The following is a 15,311-nucleotide window of genomic DNA, read 5'->3' as shown; positions in this document are numbered from 1 at the left end:
CATGGAAAAGTGTCGATTTTTAAAACTATAATCAAATTCCTTGGTTTTTATATGTGGATTTCTTACAATGAAATATAAGAGATATCTTATTTTCTATAGAAGAGGTGTTAGTAGTGGCAAAAATATTAGTAGCGGGAAAAATTCCGGAAATTGGATTAGAACTATTAAAAGATCATGATGTAGAAATGTACGATAAAGAGGAGTTAATTTCTATAGATGAATTAACAGAGCGTGTAAAAGATAAAGATGCATTGTTAAGTTTACTTTCGACAAAGGTGCCAAAAGAAGTTATTGATGCAGCCCCTCATTTAAAGATTGTTGCAAACTATGGTGCTGGTTACGACAATATTGATTACACGTATGCGGGCGAAAAAGGAATTGCAGTTACGAATACACCGAAAGTATCAACGGAAGCGACTGCAGAATTAACATTTGCACTTCTTTTAGCAGCGGCGCGTAGAATTCCTGAAGGGGATACGTTATGTCGTACGACTGGATTTAACGGATGGGCACCGTTATTTTTCTTAGGACGAGAAGTTCATGGTAAGACAATCGGAATTATAGGTCTTGGAGAAATCGGGAAGGCTGTTGCAAAACGTGCGAAAGCATTTGGAATGGATGTTTTATATACAGGGCCAAATCGTAAGCTTGAAGCTGAAAGTGAGCTGGGGGCAACGTATGTGATGTTGGAAGAATTATTACAAACAGCAGACTTTATTACAATTAACTGTGCTTATAATCCAAAATTACATCATATGATTGATGAAGAGCAGTTTAAAATGATGAAGAAAACAGCGTATATTGTAAATGCTTCACGTGGGCCAATTATGAATGAAGCAGCACTTGCTCATGCATTAAAAACGAATGAAATTGAAGGAGCAGCTCTTGACGTGTTTGAATTTGAACCGAAAATTACAGAAGAGCTAAAAGAATTAAAGAATGTAGTACTTGCTCCACACGTAGGGAATGCAACATTTGAAACTCGTGATGCGATGGCTGAAATGGCTGTCAGAAATATTTTAGCTGTATTAAACGGTGAAGAGCCAGTAACACCTGTAAATCAAAAGGTATTAGTTACAAAATAAAAAGAAACCTTCCGGACTCGGAAGGTTTTCTTATTTTTCTTTATTCGCTTTTTTAGACGGTCTTTGTCTAATGAATTGAGATAACATGTACAAAATATATAGTGGAATGGCAATAAATAAGAAAACAGAAAAATTTCCAAATCCTGTTTGATACATTGTAATAATGATTCCAACTAAAAATAGTGTAATAATGATGCTATATCGTGGAATTGGTACATCTTTTAAACTTGGGATACGAATGCGGCTCACCATTAAAAATGCGAACGTTACAAATACGGTAATAAGAACGATTTTTGGAATGGTATGTGAAAATAATGTTAAGAAAGCAACAAGCCCTCCCGCTGCTGTAATCGGTACTCCAGTGAAATATTTCATTGAAGTAGAAGATGGTGTTACATTAAATCGTGCTAAACGATATGCTCCGAAAAGAGGGAATAATCCCGCTATGTATAATCCGATGATTCCGTAGTTTGAGAAAGATGTGTAATACATTAAAACAGCTGGTGCTGCACCAAATGTTACGACATCTGCAAGCGAGTCGAGCTCTTTTCCCATTTGTGAATCAACACGTAATAAACGAGCAACACGACCATCAAGACTATCTAACATCATCCCGATAAGTACTAAAATAGCAGCTGATTTATAATATCCTAAAGATGCATAGCCGATTGATAAAAATCCGCTATATAAATTTCCGAGCGTAAATAAGTTTGGAATAGCTGCTCTATACAAAATCTGATCCCTTGCTTTCTGTAATAAATTCTTAATTAGTGTATGAAAGTTTACTTATTTTATCATACCATAAATTTATTCCTCATACGAAAGAAATTACCAATTTGTGAAAGATTTCATAGAAGGATGGTTTGAAAATTAAGTGAAAATAAAAAGAGGAAGCAACTTGTATAAAGTTGCTTCCTTTACTATTCAAATTTCGTTGTCATCGTTCCAGTTTTATATCGATTATTAGGATCGAAGCGTAATAAATCTCCATAAATTAATTTATCGGAGAGTTTTAATTCTGTTTTTGCTTTTTCAATATACGGCTGGCATAGCGTCATGTCAGCTTCTTCACCCGTACTTCTTTTGTAGCACATATTTTTTGTATAAACATACTCTTCAGAAACAAAGCTACCATCACGCATTACCATAAGCGGGTCTTTCTCTTTAATAAATAAGTCAGTTCCAAATTCAACGGATTTATTTGTTTTAATACCAAGTAAATGAAGGAGCGTTGGCTTAATATCAATTTGACCGGATACTTTAGAAACAACTTTTCCTTCTTGGCCAGGCACATGAATAATAAGAGGGACTCGTTGTAATTGCATAGAATCGAATGGTGTAATAGTATCTTTTCCTAGGAACTGTGCCATAGCTGCGTTATGGTTTTCGGAAATACCGTAATGATCACCATAGATGACAATAACGGAATTATCATACAATCCTTCTTCTTTTAATTGTTTAATAAATAATTTAAGAGCTTCATCTGTGTAACGAACAGTTGGGAAGTAGCGGTTTACAACACCACTTTCCGAGTTGAATTCATCAACATATTGATCTTCCGGATTTAGAAGAAATGGAAAATGATTTGTTAATGTAATAAATTTTGTATAGAACGGTTGCGGTAAAGATTTTAACTTTGGAATAGATTGTTCAAAGAACTCTTTATCTTTTAATCCCCAACCGACAGACATTTGCTCCGTTCCTGCGTAATCATTTAAATTAAAGTAACGATCATATCCAAGCGCAGGATACATTACATCCCGATTCCAAAACGTTTTATCATTTGAATGGAAGACGGCAGAAGAATATCCGTATTTCTTTAATTGTTCTGGTGTCGCTGTGTATTCATTTGTTGCATGAGTAAAGAATACAGAACCACGATCTAGCGGATAAAGTGAGTTTTCAACGATAAATTCAGCATCAGAAGTTTTACCTTGTCCAGTTTGATGATAGAAGTTATCGAAATAGAAACTATCCTTAATAAATTCATTTAAAAATGGTGTAATTTCTTTTCCATTTATTTTTTTATTAATAACAAAGCTTTGTGTAGATTCCATTGAAATTAAAATTACATTTTTACCTTTTGCAGCTCCAAATAAGTTTTTATCAACTTGTTTGTCTTTTGAGTCTGTATAGTTTTTAATTTCAGAAAACCCATCCCCACTTGCAAATACACGCTCAGCTGAGGACTTGGATTGAAGCGTAATATCAAATAGATGATATGTGTATAAACCTAAATTCTTCACGACAGTTTGACGGTCAAATGAGCGTGAGAACATTTGTGGTTTATAAATAACTGATACAACAATTTGTAGTGCTAATAAAGCTGTTACACCGCTAAAGAAAGTTCGCTTCTCTGAGCGGGAAAGTGGTGTTTTGTCGCCAAATGATGGGAATTTACGCGAAATAAACATTAAAATAATTGCATCTGCAAATAAAAGTAATGTTTTGTACGTAAAGAGTTCTTTTATACTTGTCCCTAAATCAGCCATATTGTTTGTTTGGAATAAAACTGGGAAAGTAACGAAATCGTTATAGAACCCATAAAACATTGCGTTTCCAAATAAAATAAATGACAGTATAAAACTGATTCCAATTATAATTCGGTTTCGGTGCTTAGATGCAAGTAAAGCTAAGCCGAAAAATAAAAGTAACGCAGCTAGTGGATTGATAAAAAGCATGAATTCTTCAAAGAAATTATCAATTTTAATATCAAATGCTAGCTTGTACACAATATATGTTTTAATCCATAGTAAAACGACTGCAACGAGTGCAAATCGCAGTTTTGGAAACAGATGTTGTAGCATAATATACTCCTCTCCTAAAAAGCATGACAGTTCTTGAGAGTCAGTTTGCTTAACGACTCATTTTATATATACGAACAGTCCTTTGTTATTATGATTATTATACTATGAGTATCATTATACGAAAATAAAAGAAGGTTGTGGGCTTTTTTATAATAATCGAGTAGAAAAAGAGTGGTGGGAGACAATAAAACAGAATTTCTATGTATGATAATTATTGTACGCAGAAAGAATCGCGTGATAATACGGAGGTTATAATGCGAAAATTATTATATTTTATAGCATGCAGTAGTGTTATACTTTTTACTTCACCGAGTGTGTCGGTAGCCCAATATGATGCACCTCTTATGGAAGATGCACTTTATTCTGTTTTATTTCCAAAAATAAATAAAGCAATTGAAAAACAATATGGAAGTTTGAAACCTTATCAATGTCCTAAAATTATTAGTTTAAAAAAAGTGTATAGCGGTACATATTTATTTCAAGCAAGTATTGAAGTGACAAAGTATGAACGTGTTGCTGGGAAAATTGCTCCACCATTTGAGAAGGTAACGATTACATTTAATAACGAAGAAGGCGAATGGGAAGTAACAAAGGTATTAGTAAAGCGCTTACCAGACGATACGAAATTAAACTGCAAAAAAACAATATAAAAAATTGTTTGACAAATAAAATGGTCCTTTGGTATTGTTAATAGCAACAATTAGATGTTTGAAAATTAAATAGACTTACCTCATCTACTCTCAAAGGTAGAGGCCGCGATAGGAAAGAGTAAGCTATGGGAGATTTAATGGAATCTGTGATCATAGGTTGAAAGGGACTATTGCCGAAATATAAGAATAACCATCTTATTCATATATTGGGACTGCATTGAATAAATGTAGTACTGTCATAAGATTTATTTTATGGAGAGCTATTTGGAGATGTTGATGCGGTTTCTTATTTTGAGGAGATAACAACTCGTTTATTTTTTCAATATATATTTTTCCTAATAAGAAACGCGTGTGAACATTGTTCCGCGCGTTTTTTGTCTATCTAAAAGCGTGCTGCAATGAATAGAAGATTGGGGTTATGAGTTTTAGAGGAAATAAGGGAGGAATTTAAATGTATTTACACGGCACAAGCCGAATTAATGGGCAAGGACACTTAGAAATTGGAGGGTGCGATACGACGCAGCTAGCAAAGCAATACGGAACACCACTTTATGTATACGATGAAGAGTCTATTCGAGGAAAATGCCGAGCATTTCATCGTGCTTTTAAAGAAAGTGGTTTCTCTTATCAAGTAGCATATGCAAGCAAGGCGTTCTTGTGCATGGAGATGTGCCGAGTAGCTCGTGAAGAGAATATGTCATTAGACGTTGTCTCTGGGGGAGAATTATATACTGCGCTCCAAGCAGGATTTCCGGCATCACGTATTCATTTTCATGGAAATAATAAAACAGAAGAAGAAATAGTGATGGCTCTTCAGGCGAATATCGGTTGTTTTGTCGTAGATAATTTCTTTGAATTAGAAGTTTTACACGATTTAGCGATGCAACATGGAAAGTTTGTGAACATATTAATTCGTGTAACGCCTGGAGTAGAGGCGCACACACATGAATATATTACGACAGGCCAAGATGATTCGAAATTTGGATTTGGCGTTTCAAACGGTCAAGCGATGCAGGCAATTAGATTTGCTTTACAAAAATCCAATTATAATGTGCTAGGGATCCATTCACATATTGGATCGCAAATATTTGAAACAGCTGGTTTTGTTCGAGCGATTGAAGTTCTTCGCCAATTTTTAGTAGAAGTGAGAGAGCAAACAAACTATGTAGTAAAAGTGTTAAATGTAGGCGGGGGATTTGGAATACGCTACACAGAGTCAGATACACCATTAACTCTTGAGACATATGTGCGAGCTGTAACAAGTGCAGTGAGAGAACAATTTACTGTATGTGAATATCCATTGCCAGAAATATGGATTGAACCAGGACGTAGCATTGTAGGTGATGCTGGGACAACAATTTATACAGTTGGATCTGTGAAAGATATTCCTGGTATTCGGAAATATGTATCAGTCGATGGTGGAATGACAGATAATTTAAGACCTGCTTTATATAGCGCGCGTTATGAAGCGATGTTAGCGAATCGAGGGAATGATGAGAATGAGGAACTCGTTTCGATTGCCGGGAAATGCTGTGAGAGTGGAGACATGTTGATTTGGGATATTCATTTACCAAAAGTCGCTTCTTCTGATTTACTAGCAGTTTCCTGTACAGGAGCATACGGGTACTCGATGGCGAATAATTACAATCGGATTCGAAGACCAGCCGTTGTCTTTGCAAAAGGCGGAACATCGCAAGTAGTTGTGGAACGCGAAACATATGAAAATATTATTGGGAACGATCGCATACGTATTAAAGAGCTTGTCTAAATAGAAAAAGGGGTTGTTCGGATGGGCAATTCCTTTTTTGTAAAAATAAAATAATTAAAATATATCGGAAAACTAGGATTGAAAAAAATCAGAATTATGATAAAATACAAATACAAAGCTTATCAAGAGAAGCGGAGGGAACTGGCCCGAAGAAGCTCGGCAACCTGCTTATAGAAAGCAAGGTGCTAAATCCAGCAAAATGGAATCCATTTTGAAAGATAAGGTAAAATATATTACCGAACAGTCTTTTCGAAATGGGAAAGATTTTTTTTATGAATAAAAAGGGGGGCTGTTCGCGTGGGTGTACGGGAACATTTTGATGAAGTATCCGAGAAGATTGAAGCGATGCTTGCTGATATGAAATATGGTTCAATTACAATTGTTGTGCAAGATGGAAAAGTAATTCAGTTAGAGAAAAGTGAAAAAGTACGTTTAAAGTGAAAAGCGCTGACTAGAAAAACTAGAGGCGGTTTTAACCTATTTTCATTAGGTTAAAACCGTCTTTTTGCTTTTACAGGGGGAAAAAACATGTTGACGTATGAAACGTGGGAAGAAAATGTTGTTTCGTTTTCGGAAGAAGATGAAACAAAAGGCGCGCTATCAGTATTAAAGTGGGCTTATAAAGAATATAAAGATGAAATCGTCTACGCATGTAGCTTTGGGGTGGAAGGTATGGTATTGCTGCACCTTATAAACCAAGTAAATCCATCTGCTAAAGTTGTATTTTTAGATACAAATGTTCATTTTCAAGAAACATATGAATTAATTCAAAAAGTGCGGAGGCGATTTCCTTCATTAAATATTATAGAAAAACAACCGGAACTTACGCTTGATGAACAAGAGAAGTTGCATGGTGAGAAATTATGGGAAAGTAATCCGAATCTTTGTTGTAAGATTAGAAAAATTTTACCGTTAGAAAAATCATTAGCAGCGGAAAAAGCGTGGATATCGGGCTTAAGAAGGGAACAATCAGAAACACGTAAGCATACAAAGTTTATAAATCAAGATCATCGTTTTCAATCTATTAAAGTTTGTCCACTCATTCATTGGACGTGGAAAGAAGTTTGGCGATATGTATACAAACATAGCTTGCCGTATAACCCGTTGCATGATGTTGGCTATCCAAGTATTGGGTGTGAGAAATGTACGTTACCTGTAGGGGATGGTGGCGATTCAAGAGATGGTAGATGGGCTGGGAAAGTGAAAACCGAATGTGGTCTTCATTACCAATAAGATGAATCTTGAAATAAAGCTAAGAGAGGATATAGAAAAATGAGCATAGTAAACGAATTAGTAAACCGTATAGATGAGACATATGACGTATCACAAATTGAAAAAGAAATTAAATTAGACAATATTGCGTTAAGTGATTTAGAACTATTGGCGACAGGTGGATATAGCCCCCTTACTGGTTTTTTAGGGAAGGAAGATTATGATTCAGTTGTAGAAACGCTTCGTTTAGCAAATGGTAGTGTGTGGAGTATACCGATTACATTACCGGTAACAGAAAAAGTCGCAGAAAGCCTGAAGGTTGGAGAGGAAGTAAAGCTTGTCAACAATGGAAATATATACGGTGTCATTCAAATAGAAGATATTTTTGTACCAGATAAAGAAAAAGAAGCGTTACTTGTATATAAAACAACGGATGAGGCTCATCCAGGAGTGAAAAAATTATATGAACGACCAAACGTTTACGTTGGAGGAACTATTATTCTAACAAAACGCTTTGAAAATAATCAATTTCCTTCTTATCATTTAGACCCAATTGAAACGAGGGAAGCATTTAAAAAACGTGGGTGGAAAACAGTGGTCGGATTTCAAACGAGAAACCCGGTACATCGTGCCCATGAGTATATTCAAAAATCTGCTCTTGAAATTGTAGATGGTCTCTTTTTAAATCCGCTCGTCGGAGAAACGAAATCGGATGATATTCCTGCTGATGTAAGAATGGAAAGCTATGAAGTACTTCTTCAAAAATATTATCCGAAAAATCGTGTCTTTTTAAGTGTATTTCCTGCTGCCATGCGTTACGCAGGACCAAGGGAAGCGATATTTCATGCGTTAGTAAGAAAGAATTTTGGATGTACCCACTTTATAGTAGGGCGTGATCATGCTGGAGTAGGAGATTATTACGGAACGTATGAAGCGCAAGAAATCTTCACAAATTTTACGATAGAAGAGTTAGGAATTACACCACTATTCTTTGAACATAGTTTTTACTGCACGAAATGTGAAGCGATGGCTTCAACGAAAACATGTCCGCACGGAAAAGAAGATCATGTTATTTTATCGGGTACGAAAGTAAGAGAATTATTAAGAAACGGTGAGATTCCGCCAAGTACATTTAGTCGTAAAGAAGTAGTGGAAGTGCTAATTAAAGGCTTGAAAAAAGAAGTAGTAACAGAATAGGGAGAGAACGAGATGGATACGAATATTACTTGGCATACAGCTTCGGTTTCAAAAGATGAGAGAAGAGTGAAGAATGGACATCATAGTTTTGTAATTTGGTTTACTGGTTTATCAGCTTCGGGTAAATCTACAGTAGCGAATGCGGTCGCTCGTAAACTGTTTGAAAAGAATATTGGAAATTATGTGCTGGATGGGGATAACATTCGCCACGGTTTAAATAAAGACTTAGGATTTTCTGAAAGTGATCGCATGGAAAATATAAGACGTATTGGCGAAGTGGCAAAGTTATTTGTAGATCAAGGAGCAGTTGTCCTTACAGCATTTATTTCACCATTTCGAGTAGACCGCAAACAAGTAAGAGATTTATTAGCGGCAGATGAATTTATTGAAATTTTTGTGAAGTGTCCGATTGAAGAGTGTGAGAAACGTGATCCGAAAGGGCTTTATAAAAAGGCAAGGAAAGGTGATATTAAGGATTTCACAGGTATTGATTCGCCTTATGAAGAGCCAGAGCAAGCGGAATTAATTGTAGAAACGCACAAATATTCTATTGAAGAATGTGCAGAACAAATCGTGAAGTACTTACAAGAGCGTAGTTTTATATAGGGGGATAAACAATGAGTTATGAAAAAGTATGGGCTAACAATGAAAAATTAAATCAGACCGAGAAAAATAAATTAGAAAAAGATGGCTTAGAAATTTTTAATGATATTCCTTACTATGCGGAAAATGGTTTCGAATCTATTCCGAAAGAAGAGTGGGATGCCTTTAAATGGGCAGGCTTGTATTTACAAAGACCGAAAGAAGCTGGTTATTTTATGATGCGGGTAAATATTCCGTCAGGGATTATTACAAATGCACAGGCAGAAGTACTTGCTTCTATCGCTGAAGATTATGGACGTGATGTAATAGATATTACGACGAGACAGGCGATCCAGTTTCACTGGTTAGAAATTCAGCAAATTCCAGATATTTTTAAAAGGTTAGCAAGAGTTGGGTTATCTTCAGCGGGGGCTTGTGGTGATATAACGCGGAATATTACAGGTAATCCGCTTGCTGGCATTGATGCAAATGAACTATTTGATACAACGCATATTGTAAAAGAAGTATATGATTACTTCCAACATAATGAAGAGTTTTCTAACTTGCCACGTAAATTTAAAATGTCTATTAGTTCTAATATTTATAATTCAGCAAACGCAGAGATTAACTGTGTTGCATTTACACCTGCTACGAAAGAAATAGATGGTGAGAAAAAAGTTGGTTTTCATATAAAAGTAGGTGGAGGATTATCAGCCCGTCCGTATTTAGCTGAGGAATTAGATGTATTCGTTTTACCAGAAGAAGTGAAGGCGGTGGCGATTGCAATTGCTACTATATTCCGTGATTTTGGATATCGTGAGAAACGTCATTTAGCGCGTTTGAAATTTCTTATTGCGGACTGGGGAGCAGAGAAATTTAAAGAGAAACTAATAGAGTATACAGGGCCTTTACAAAGTAAAGGGGAAAGTGCACTCAAAGGATGGAATGCAGGCTATTTTTATGGTGTTCAAGACCAAAAACAAGAGGGATTAAAATATGTAGGTTTTAATGTACCGGTAGGTCGTTTACATGCAGAAGAAATGTTTGAGGTTGCAAGAATCGCAAAGCAATATGGAAATGGACAAATTCGTACATGTAACTCGCAAAACTTCATTATTCCGAACGTTCCTCCGGAAAATGTAAAAGGATTACTTAGTGAACCGCTGTTTGAAGCGATATCTGCTAGCCCGAAATCATTTATTGGTCATGCGGTTTCATGTACCGGTATTGAATATTGTAATCTTGCACTAGTAGAAACGAAAGAAAGATTACGAAAAATTGCAGAATACTTAGATACACAAATTGCACTCGATGTTCCAGTTCGAATTCATATGGTAGGCTGCCCGAATTCATGTGGTCAACGTCAAATTGCTGACATTGGGTTACAAGGGGTGAAAATGAAAACGAAGGAAAAAGGCATTGTTGAAGCGTTTGAAATATACGTAGGTGGAACATTGTTAGATGGCGGTGCCTACAATCAAAAGTTAAAAGGAAAAATAGATGGCGAGGATCTACCTGATGTACTCGCATCATTTATAAGTTATTTCAAAGAGAATAAATTACCAGCCGAGACATTTTATGATTTTGTAGGTCGTGTTGGTGTAGATACATTACAAATAGCGTTAAATAACGTGTTAGAAGAAGTCATAGCGTCTTAGGAGGGACGATATGGATTTATATCGATTTGAAGCTGTATTAGTGAGTGATATTGTTCCGATAGTTGTTGTTGCTCAAAGTGAAGAACAGGCATTTAAGCTTGCGGAGATTGAGCTTGAAAAGCATTTTTTACCGTTGCCAGAGGTAAAAGAGATTTCTTTGTTTGAAAAAAAGAAGATTCGAAAAGGTGCGGCATTTGTTATTCATGAGTAGAGATCAGTAATACGAAAAAATAAAAACTTCCATTCTTATATACGAATGGAAGTTTCATTTTAATAGAAGAAATGAGGAGAGATGATGGGAAAGGTTTATATTGTTGGAGCGGGTCCTGGCGATCCAGATTTAATTACTGTTAAAGGGTTGAAATGTATTGAGAAGGCAGATGTTATTTTATACGACCGACTTGTGAATAAAGAGCTGCTTTCACACGCAAAGCCTGACGCGGATTTAATTTATTGTGGAAAACTCCCGAATTATCACACGATGAAGCAAGAGACAATTAACACGTTTCTTATTAAGTATGCGAAAAAAGGAAAAGTTGTAACGAGGCTTAAGGGCGGCGATCCATTTGTGTTTGGTAGAGGGGGAGAAGAAGCTGAAGCATTAGCAAAGCAAGGTGTACCATTTGAAATCATTCCTGGTATTTCAGCTGGAATAGCTGCTCCTGCTTATGCGGGCATTCCAGTGACGCACCGTGATGCAAGTGCAAGTTTTGCTATTGTGACTGGGCATAGGAAAGAAGGTGCTGAAGAAGAAGTGAAATGGGAGAGTTTAGCGAAAGGTGTAGAGACTTTAGCGGTATATATGGGGGTTAGTAATTTGCCCTACATATGTGAGCAACTTATGAAGCATGGAAAAGATAAAAGTACGCCAGCTGCTATTATTGAGCAGGGGACGACGTCTATGCAACGCACAGTTGTTGGAACGTTAGGGACAATTGTAGATGTTGCGAAAAAAGAGCAAATTCAAAATCCGAGTATGATTGTAATTGGAGAGGTTGTCCGTTTTAGAGAAAAAATTCATTGGTTTGAGAAGCAGACAGAAAATGCTTATCAAGTAAGTGGAGTGTTGTAAAATGAAAGCCGTCTTATATATATGTCATGGAAGTCGTTTGAAGACAGCGAAAGAAGAGGCGATTCAATTTATTACATCGTGTATGAGCCGTATAGAAGCGACTATTCAAGAAGTTTGTTTTTTAGAGTTAGCGAATCCTTCTATTGAAGATGGTTTTCGTACATGTGTGAAGCGTGGGGCCACTGAGATTATTGCTATCCCTGTTTTTTTATTAGCGGCAGGGCATGTAAAAAAAGATATCCCTTTTGAATTGGAAAAGTTAACTAATCAATTTTCGGATGTTAAAGTGACCTATGGTAATCCGTTTGGTGTATCAAAAACACTTGTTAAATCGGTGTATAGCGGAAGTGGCATCGAACAGGAAGATAAAAATGAAGTGACGTTACTTCTTGTTGCAAGAGGGAGCAGTGATCCTGAAGTATTAAGAGATATAAACTGGATTGCTTCTTTATTTCAAACAAAAGAGAAGGTTAAAAAAGTAGAAGTTTGTTATTTAGCGGCTGCAGAGCCAAAATTTGAGGAGAAGTTAAAGGAAGTTGTAGAACAAAAAGAAAAGAACATCGTTGTACTGCCTTACTTGTTATTTACAGGTTTACTTATGAAACATATTGAGAAAGAAGTGCGCCAATATGAATTGGGAGAGATAAAAATCAGTCCATATTTAGGGAAGAATGAAGCGTTTCAAGATATGTTAATTCAGAAAACGACGGAGTTATTGAAAGGAGATCAGTATGTATCCACTTACAGTGCGAGTTAATGAGAAACGCGTTGTTGTTATTGGTGGGGGAAAAGTTGCAGGATTTAAAATTATTCCTTTACTCAAACAGGGTGCGGATATAGTTGTGATAAGTCCAGAATTAGATGCGAATTTAGTAAAACTTGTGGAAGAAAAGAAAATTCGTTGGTATCAAAGAGAATATGAGAAAAGTGATATTAAAAGTGCTTTTTTAGTTGTTGCAGCGAGTAGTGATTCAATATTAAATGAACAAGTTGCTGAAGATGCCGCCGAGAATCAATTAGTAAATGTTATTACAAATCCGGAAAGTGGTAATGTTCATTTTCCGGCAGCAATTCATCGTGGTTTACTTAATATAGCAGTTTCTACTGGGGGAGCGAGCCCTAAGCTCGCAAAAAAAATTCGAGATGATATTGCAAATAAATATGATGAGACATATGAATCGTATTTAGATTTTTTATATGAAGTAAGGTTGAAGTTAAAAGATTTACAGTTAGAAAAGAGGGCACGAAATATATTGCTCCAAGAAGTGTTAAAATCAGTATATGTGCAAAACGAGGGGAAAAGAGAAAGTTTTTTACGAGAATTAGAGGAAAAGATTTTAAAATAATAAAAGATAAAGTGAGCTTTACAAATATAAAAATATAATTTATAATCACAAGTAACTTCAATAGATAAAATCGATGAGCAAGAAGAGTACGTATATTTGATGCGTTCAGAGAGCTGGGGTTAGGTGGGAGCCCGGTACGATAAAATATACAGAATGGGCTTGCGAGAGGTATGTTGAACATTGTAGTAGGCAACCCGGGTTCCGCCGTTAAAAGGATAGAGTATCGGAATTATTCCTGTACTTGAACAAGTGGGATTTATCAATCCAATTGAGGTGGTACCACGGTATTTATATTACATATATCGTCCTCTACATGCATATTTGCGTGTAGGGGACTTTTTTATTTTCTAAAGGAGGTGTGCGAGTATGAAATGAAAGTGTATAATTAACAAAAATTTAAATATTCAGAAAAGGAGAATTTATGATGAAAGAAACACAGCAATGGACGTCGAAAATAGGCTTTGTACTCGCAGCAGCCGGAGCCGCAGTAGGTCTTGGTGCGATATGGAAATTTCCATATGTTGCAGGTAATGGCGGGGGAGGCGCATTCTTCCTTGTATTTTTACTATTAACTTTATTTATAGGTATGCCTCTTCTAATAGCGGAGTTTGTTATTGGACGTAGCACGCAAAAAGAGGCGGTTACAGCTTATAAAGTACTAGTGCCAAATAGCAAATTATATCCTTGGATTGGTCGTATGGGAGTTGTTACTTGTTTTAGTGTACTATCTTTTTATAGTGTTGTAGGTGGATGGATTTTACTTTATTTATATTATAGTGTGACAGGAAGTTTCTGGAATGGAGCAGCTGATTATGGACAATTGTTCGGTGAAACGATTTCAAATCCATTAAGCGCGATTGGAGCACAATTTATCTTTATGCTTTGTACGATTTTTGTTGTAAGTAAAGGTGTAGAGAAAGGTATAGAAAAGGCAAGTAAGTACATGATGCCGCTATTATTTATTTTATTTATTGCGATTATTGTTCGTGCGCTAACACTCGATGGTGCTTTTGCTGGAGTAGAGTTCTTCTTAAAGCCAGATTTTTCAAAGCTTACAGCAGATACGATTTTATATGCGATGGGACAATCTTTCTTCTCGCTAACTGTAGGTGCCTCGGTAATGGTAACGTATAGTTCGTATTTAAAGAAAGAAGAACATTTAGCGAAATCAGCAACATCTATTGTAAGTTTAACGGTTTTTGTTACAGTACTTGCAGGATTAGCAATTTTCCCAGCGATTTTTGCGTTGGGAGTTAAACCGACTGAAGGACCAGGACTACTGTTTATCGTCCTTCCAGCAGTATTTGCAAAAATACCATTTGGTCAATTTTTCTTTATTATGTTTTTAATTTTATTCTTCTTTGCGACTTTAACATCAGCAATTTCAATGCTTGAAATTGTAGTAGCATCTGTTGCGAAAGGTAATGAGAAGAAGCGTCCGTCAGCATCATTATTAATTGGTATTCTTATTTTTGCAGTCGGTATTCCATCAGCTTTATCATTTGGGATTATGAGTGACGTGAAAATATTCGGGAAAACATTCTTTGATTTAGTTGACTTTTCGGTAAGTAACGTATTGCTGCCGTTAGGAGTACTAGCTATTTCATTATTTGTACCAAATAAAATGAGTAAAGAGTTATTGATGAAAGAATTAGAAGTGACGGAAACGAAGGGGAAAACGTTATTTAATATTTGGTTCTTCTTACTTCGTTATGTTATTCCGGTAACTGTAATAATTGTATTTTTAAATGCGATAGGTGTATTTAAAATGTTTGCATAAAAAAAGGCGGGGATCTGGTATTATCCCCTATAGGTAGACAGTAAAAAAAGAGTCCATCTGATATGATGGACTCAATACTGTTTTATCTGGAGGGGATTTTTTTATGGCAAGAAAAGGACAATCATTTCAAAAATATACAGAAGAACTAAAGCGA

General features: G+C 35.9%; 15 protein-coding genes, 2 riboswitches and 1 other annotated feature. Of the genes, 13 read left to right on the top strand and 2 right to left on the bottom strand.

Going from position 1 to position 15,311, the window contains the following annotated elements; all coding sequences use genetic code 11:
* The first annotated feature begins 113 nt into the window (after window positions 1–113).
* Window positions 114–1,085: an NAD(P)-dependent oxidoreductase gene (locus ES895_RS09285; protein ID WP_001062835.1), complete on the top strand. Its 972-nt coding sequence runs from the start codon at window positions 114–116 to the stop codon at window positions 1,083–1,085.
* A gap of 30 nt (window positions 1,086–1,115) precedes the next feature.
* On the opposite strand, the gene pssA is transcribed toward ES895_RS09285, so the two are convergent.
* Window positions 1,116–1,817, bottom strand: a complete 702-nt coding sequence (pssA, locus tag ES895_RS09280; RefSeq protein ID WP_000285417.1) for a CDP-diacylglycerol--serine O-phosphatidyltransferase — start codon at window positions 1,815–1,817, stop codon at window positions 1,116–1,118.
* A 188-nt stretch (window positions 1,818–2,005) separates the two neighbouring features.
* A complete protein-coding gene (locus ES895_RS09275) occupies window positions 2,006–3,892 on the bottom strand; it encodes an LTA synthase family protein (RefSeq protein ID WP_000939082.1) in 1,887 nt (628 codons plus the stop codon).
* Between the two features lie 254 nt (window positions 3,893–4,146).
* Here ES895_RS09275 and ES895_RS09270 point away from each other — a divergent pair, with 254 nt between their 5' ends.
* The 12 genes from ES895_RS09270 to ES895_RS09215 all read left to right on the top strand — a co-directional run bounded on the left by ES895_RS09270 (window position 4,147) and on the right by ES895_RS09215 (window position 15,157).
* Window positions 4,147–4,542: a DUF3888 domain-containing protein gene (locus tag ES895_RS09270; protein ID WP_001228824.1), complete on the top strand. Its 396-nt coding sequence runs from the start codon at window positions 4,147–4,149 to the stop codon at window positions 4,540–4,542.
* An 89-nt stretch (window positions 4,543–4,631) separates the two neighbouring features.
* A riboswitch (Lysine riboswitch) is annotated at window positions 4,632–4,813 on the top strand.
* Window positions 4,814–4,993: 180 nt separating this feature from the next.
* Window positions 4,994–6,310 carry a diaminopimelate decarboxylase gene (lysA, locus tag ES895_RS09265; RefSeq protein WP_000280649.1) on the top strand — a complete coding sequence of 439 codons (1,317 nt, stop codon included), beginning with the start codon at window positions 4,994–4,996 and terminating at the stop codon, window positions 6,308–6,310.
* Window positions 6,311–6,426: 116 nt separating this feature from the next.
* A riboswitch (SAM riboswitch) is annotated at window positions 6,427–6,535 on the top strand.
* A 72-nt stretch (window positions 6,536–6,607) separates the two neighbouring features.
* Window positions 6,608–6,751, top strand: coding sequence for a YezD family protein (locus ES895_RS09260; RefSeq protein ID WP_000538896.1), 144 nt, complete (start codon window positions 6,608–6,610; stop codon window positions 6,749–6,751).
* Window positions 6,752–6,838: 87 nt separating this feature from the next.
* Entirely contained in the window at window positions 6,839–7,543 is a 705-nt protein-coding gene (locus ES895_RS09255; protein WP_000959013.1) for a phosphoadenylyl-sulfate reductase, read from the top strand.
* 39 nt (window positions 7,544–7,582) lie between these two features.
* Window positions 7,583–8,719 (top strand): sulfate adenylyltransferase, encoded by a 1,137-nt coding sequence (gene sat, locus ES895_RS09250; protein ID WP_000029494.1) that lies wholly within the window; start codon window positions 7,583–7,585, stop codon window positions 8,717–8,719.
* Between the two features lie 12 nt (window positions 8,720–8,731).
* Window positions 8,732–9,325 carry an adenylyl-sulfate kinase gene (gene cysC, locus ES895_RS09245; protein ID WP_000380499.1) on the top strand — a complete coding sequence of 198 codons (594 nt, stop codon included), beginning with the start codon at window positions 8,732–8,734 and terminating at the stop codon, window positions 9,323–9,325.
* 11 nt (window positions 9,326–9,336) lie between these two features.
* A complete protein-coding gene (locus ES895_RS09240) occupies window positions 9,337–10,959 on the top strand; it encodes a nitrite/sulfite reductase (RefSeq protein ID WP_097796672.1) in 1,623 nt (540 codons plus the stop codon).
* A 10-nt stretch (window positions 10,960–10,969) separates the two neighbouring features.
* Window positions 10,970–11,170: a DUF3906 family protein gene (locus ES895_RS09235; protein WP_000366918.1), complete on the top strand. Its 201-nt coding sequence runs from the start codon at window positions 10,970–10,972 to the stop codon at window positions 11,168–11,170.
* An 84-nt stretch (window positions 11,171–11,254) separates the two neighbouring features.
* Window positions 11,255–12,031, top strand: coding sequence for a uroporphyrinogen-III C-methyltransferase (gene cobA / locus ES895_RS09230; RefSeq protein WP_000521255.1), 777 nt, complete (start codon window positions 11,255–11,257; stop codon window positions 12,029–12,031).
* Window position 12,032: 1 nt separating this feature from the next.
* Complete coding sequence (locus ES895_RS09225; RefSeq protein WP_053512841.1) at window positions 12,033–12,788, top strand: sirohydrochlorin chelatase; 756 nt, start codon at window positions 12,033–12,035, stop codon at window positions 12,786–12,788.
* The gene (locus ES895_RS09220) at window positions 12,763–13,377 is read left to right on the top strand and encodes an NAD(P)-binding protein (protein ID WP_000283354.1); all 615 of its coding nucleotides are present in this window, start codon (window positions 12,763–12,765) and stop codon (window positions 13,375–13,377) included. The genes ES895_RS09225 and ES895_RS09220 overlap by 26 nt, the downstream gene beginning before the upstream one ends.
* Window positions 13,378–13,441: 64 nt before the next feature.
* Window positions 13,442–13,690, top strand: a binding site (T-box leader).
* A 111-nt stretch (window positions 13,691–13,801) separates the two neighbouring features.
* Window positions 13,802–15,157 (top strand): sodium-dependent transporter, encoded by a 1,356-nt coding sequence (locus ES895_RS09215; RefSeq protein ID WP_000665430.1) that lies wholly within the window; start codon window positions 13,802–13,804, stop codon window positions 15,155–15,157.
* The last annotated feature ends 154 nt before the right edge of the window (window positions 15,158–15,311 follow it).

The sequence above is a fragment of the Bacillus sp. 007/AIA-02/001 genome (genome assembly GCF_004634455.1).
GTDB lineage: Bacteria > Bacillota > Bacilli > Bacillales > Bacillaceae_G > Bacillus_A > Bacillus_A cereus.
Note: the sequence above shows the minus strand (reverse complement) of the source record. Positions and strands in the feature narration are given on the sequence as shown.

Excerpts from the sequence above, each read along its gene's own strand:
- ES895_RS09275 (WP_000939082.1), bottom strand. The coding sequence starts at position 3,892 with ATGCTACAACATCTGTTTCCAAAACTGCGATTTGCACTCGTTGCAGTC.
- ES895_RS09270 (WP_001228824.1), top strand. The coding sequence starts at position 4,147 with ATGCGAAAATTATTATATTTTATAGCATGCAGTAGTGTTATACTTTTT.
- lysA (WP_000280649.1), top strand. The coding sequence starts at position 4,994 with ATGTATTTACACGGCACAAGCCGAATTAATGGGCAAGGACACTTAGAA.
- ES895_RS09255 (WP_000959013.1), top strand. The coding sequence starts at position 6,839 with ATGTTGACGTATGAAACGTGGGAAGAAAATGTTGTTTCGTTTTCGGAA.
- sat (WP_000029494.1), top strand. The coding sequence starts at position 7,583 with ATGAGCATAGTAAACGAATTAGTAAACCGTATAGATGAGACATATGAC.
- cysC (WP_000380499.1), top strand. The coding sequence starts at position 8,732 with ATGGATACGAATATTACTTGGCATACAGCTTCGGTTTCAAAAGATGAG.
- ES895_RS09240 (WP_097796672.1), top strand. The coding sequence starts at position 9,337 with ATGAGTTATGAAAAAGTATGGGCTAACAATGAAAAATTAAATCAGACC.
- ES895_RS09235 (WP_000366918.1), top strand. The coding sequence starts at position 10,970 with ATGGATTTATATCGATTTGAAGCTGTATTAGTGAGTGATATTGTTCCG.
- cobA (WP_000521255.1), top strand. The coding sequence starts at position 11,255 with ATGGGAAAGGTTTATATTGTTGGAGCGGGTCCTGGCGATCCAGATTTA.
- ES895_RS09225 (WP_053512841.1), top strand. The coding sequence starts at position 12,033 with ATGAAAGCCGTCTTATATATATGTCATGGAAGTCGTTTGAAGACAGCG.
- ES895_RS09220 (WP_000283354.1), top strand. The coding sequence starts at position 12,763 with ATGTATCCACTTACAGTGCGAGTTAATGAGAAACGCGTTGTTGTTATT.
- ES895_RS09215 (WP_000665430.1), top strand. The coding sequence starts at position 13,802 with ATGAAAGAAACACAGCAATGGACGTCGAAAATAGGCTTTGTACTCGCA.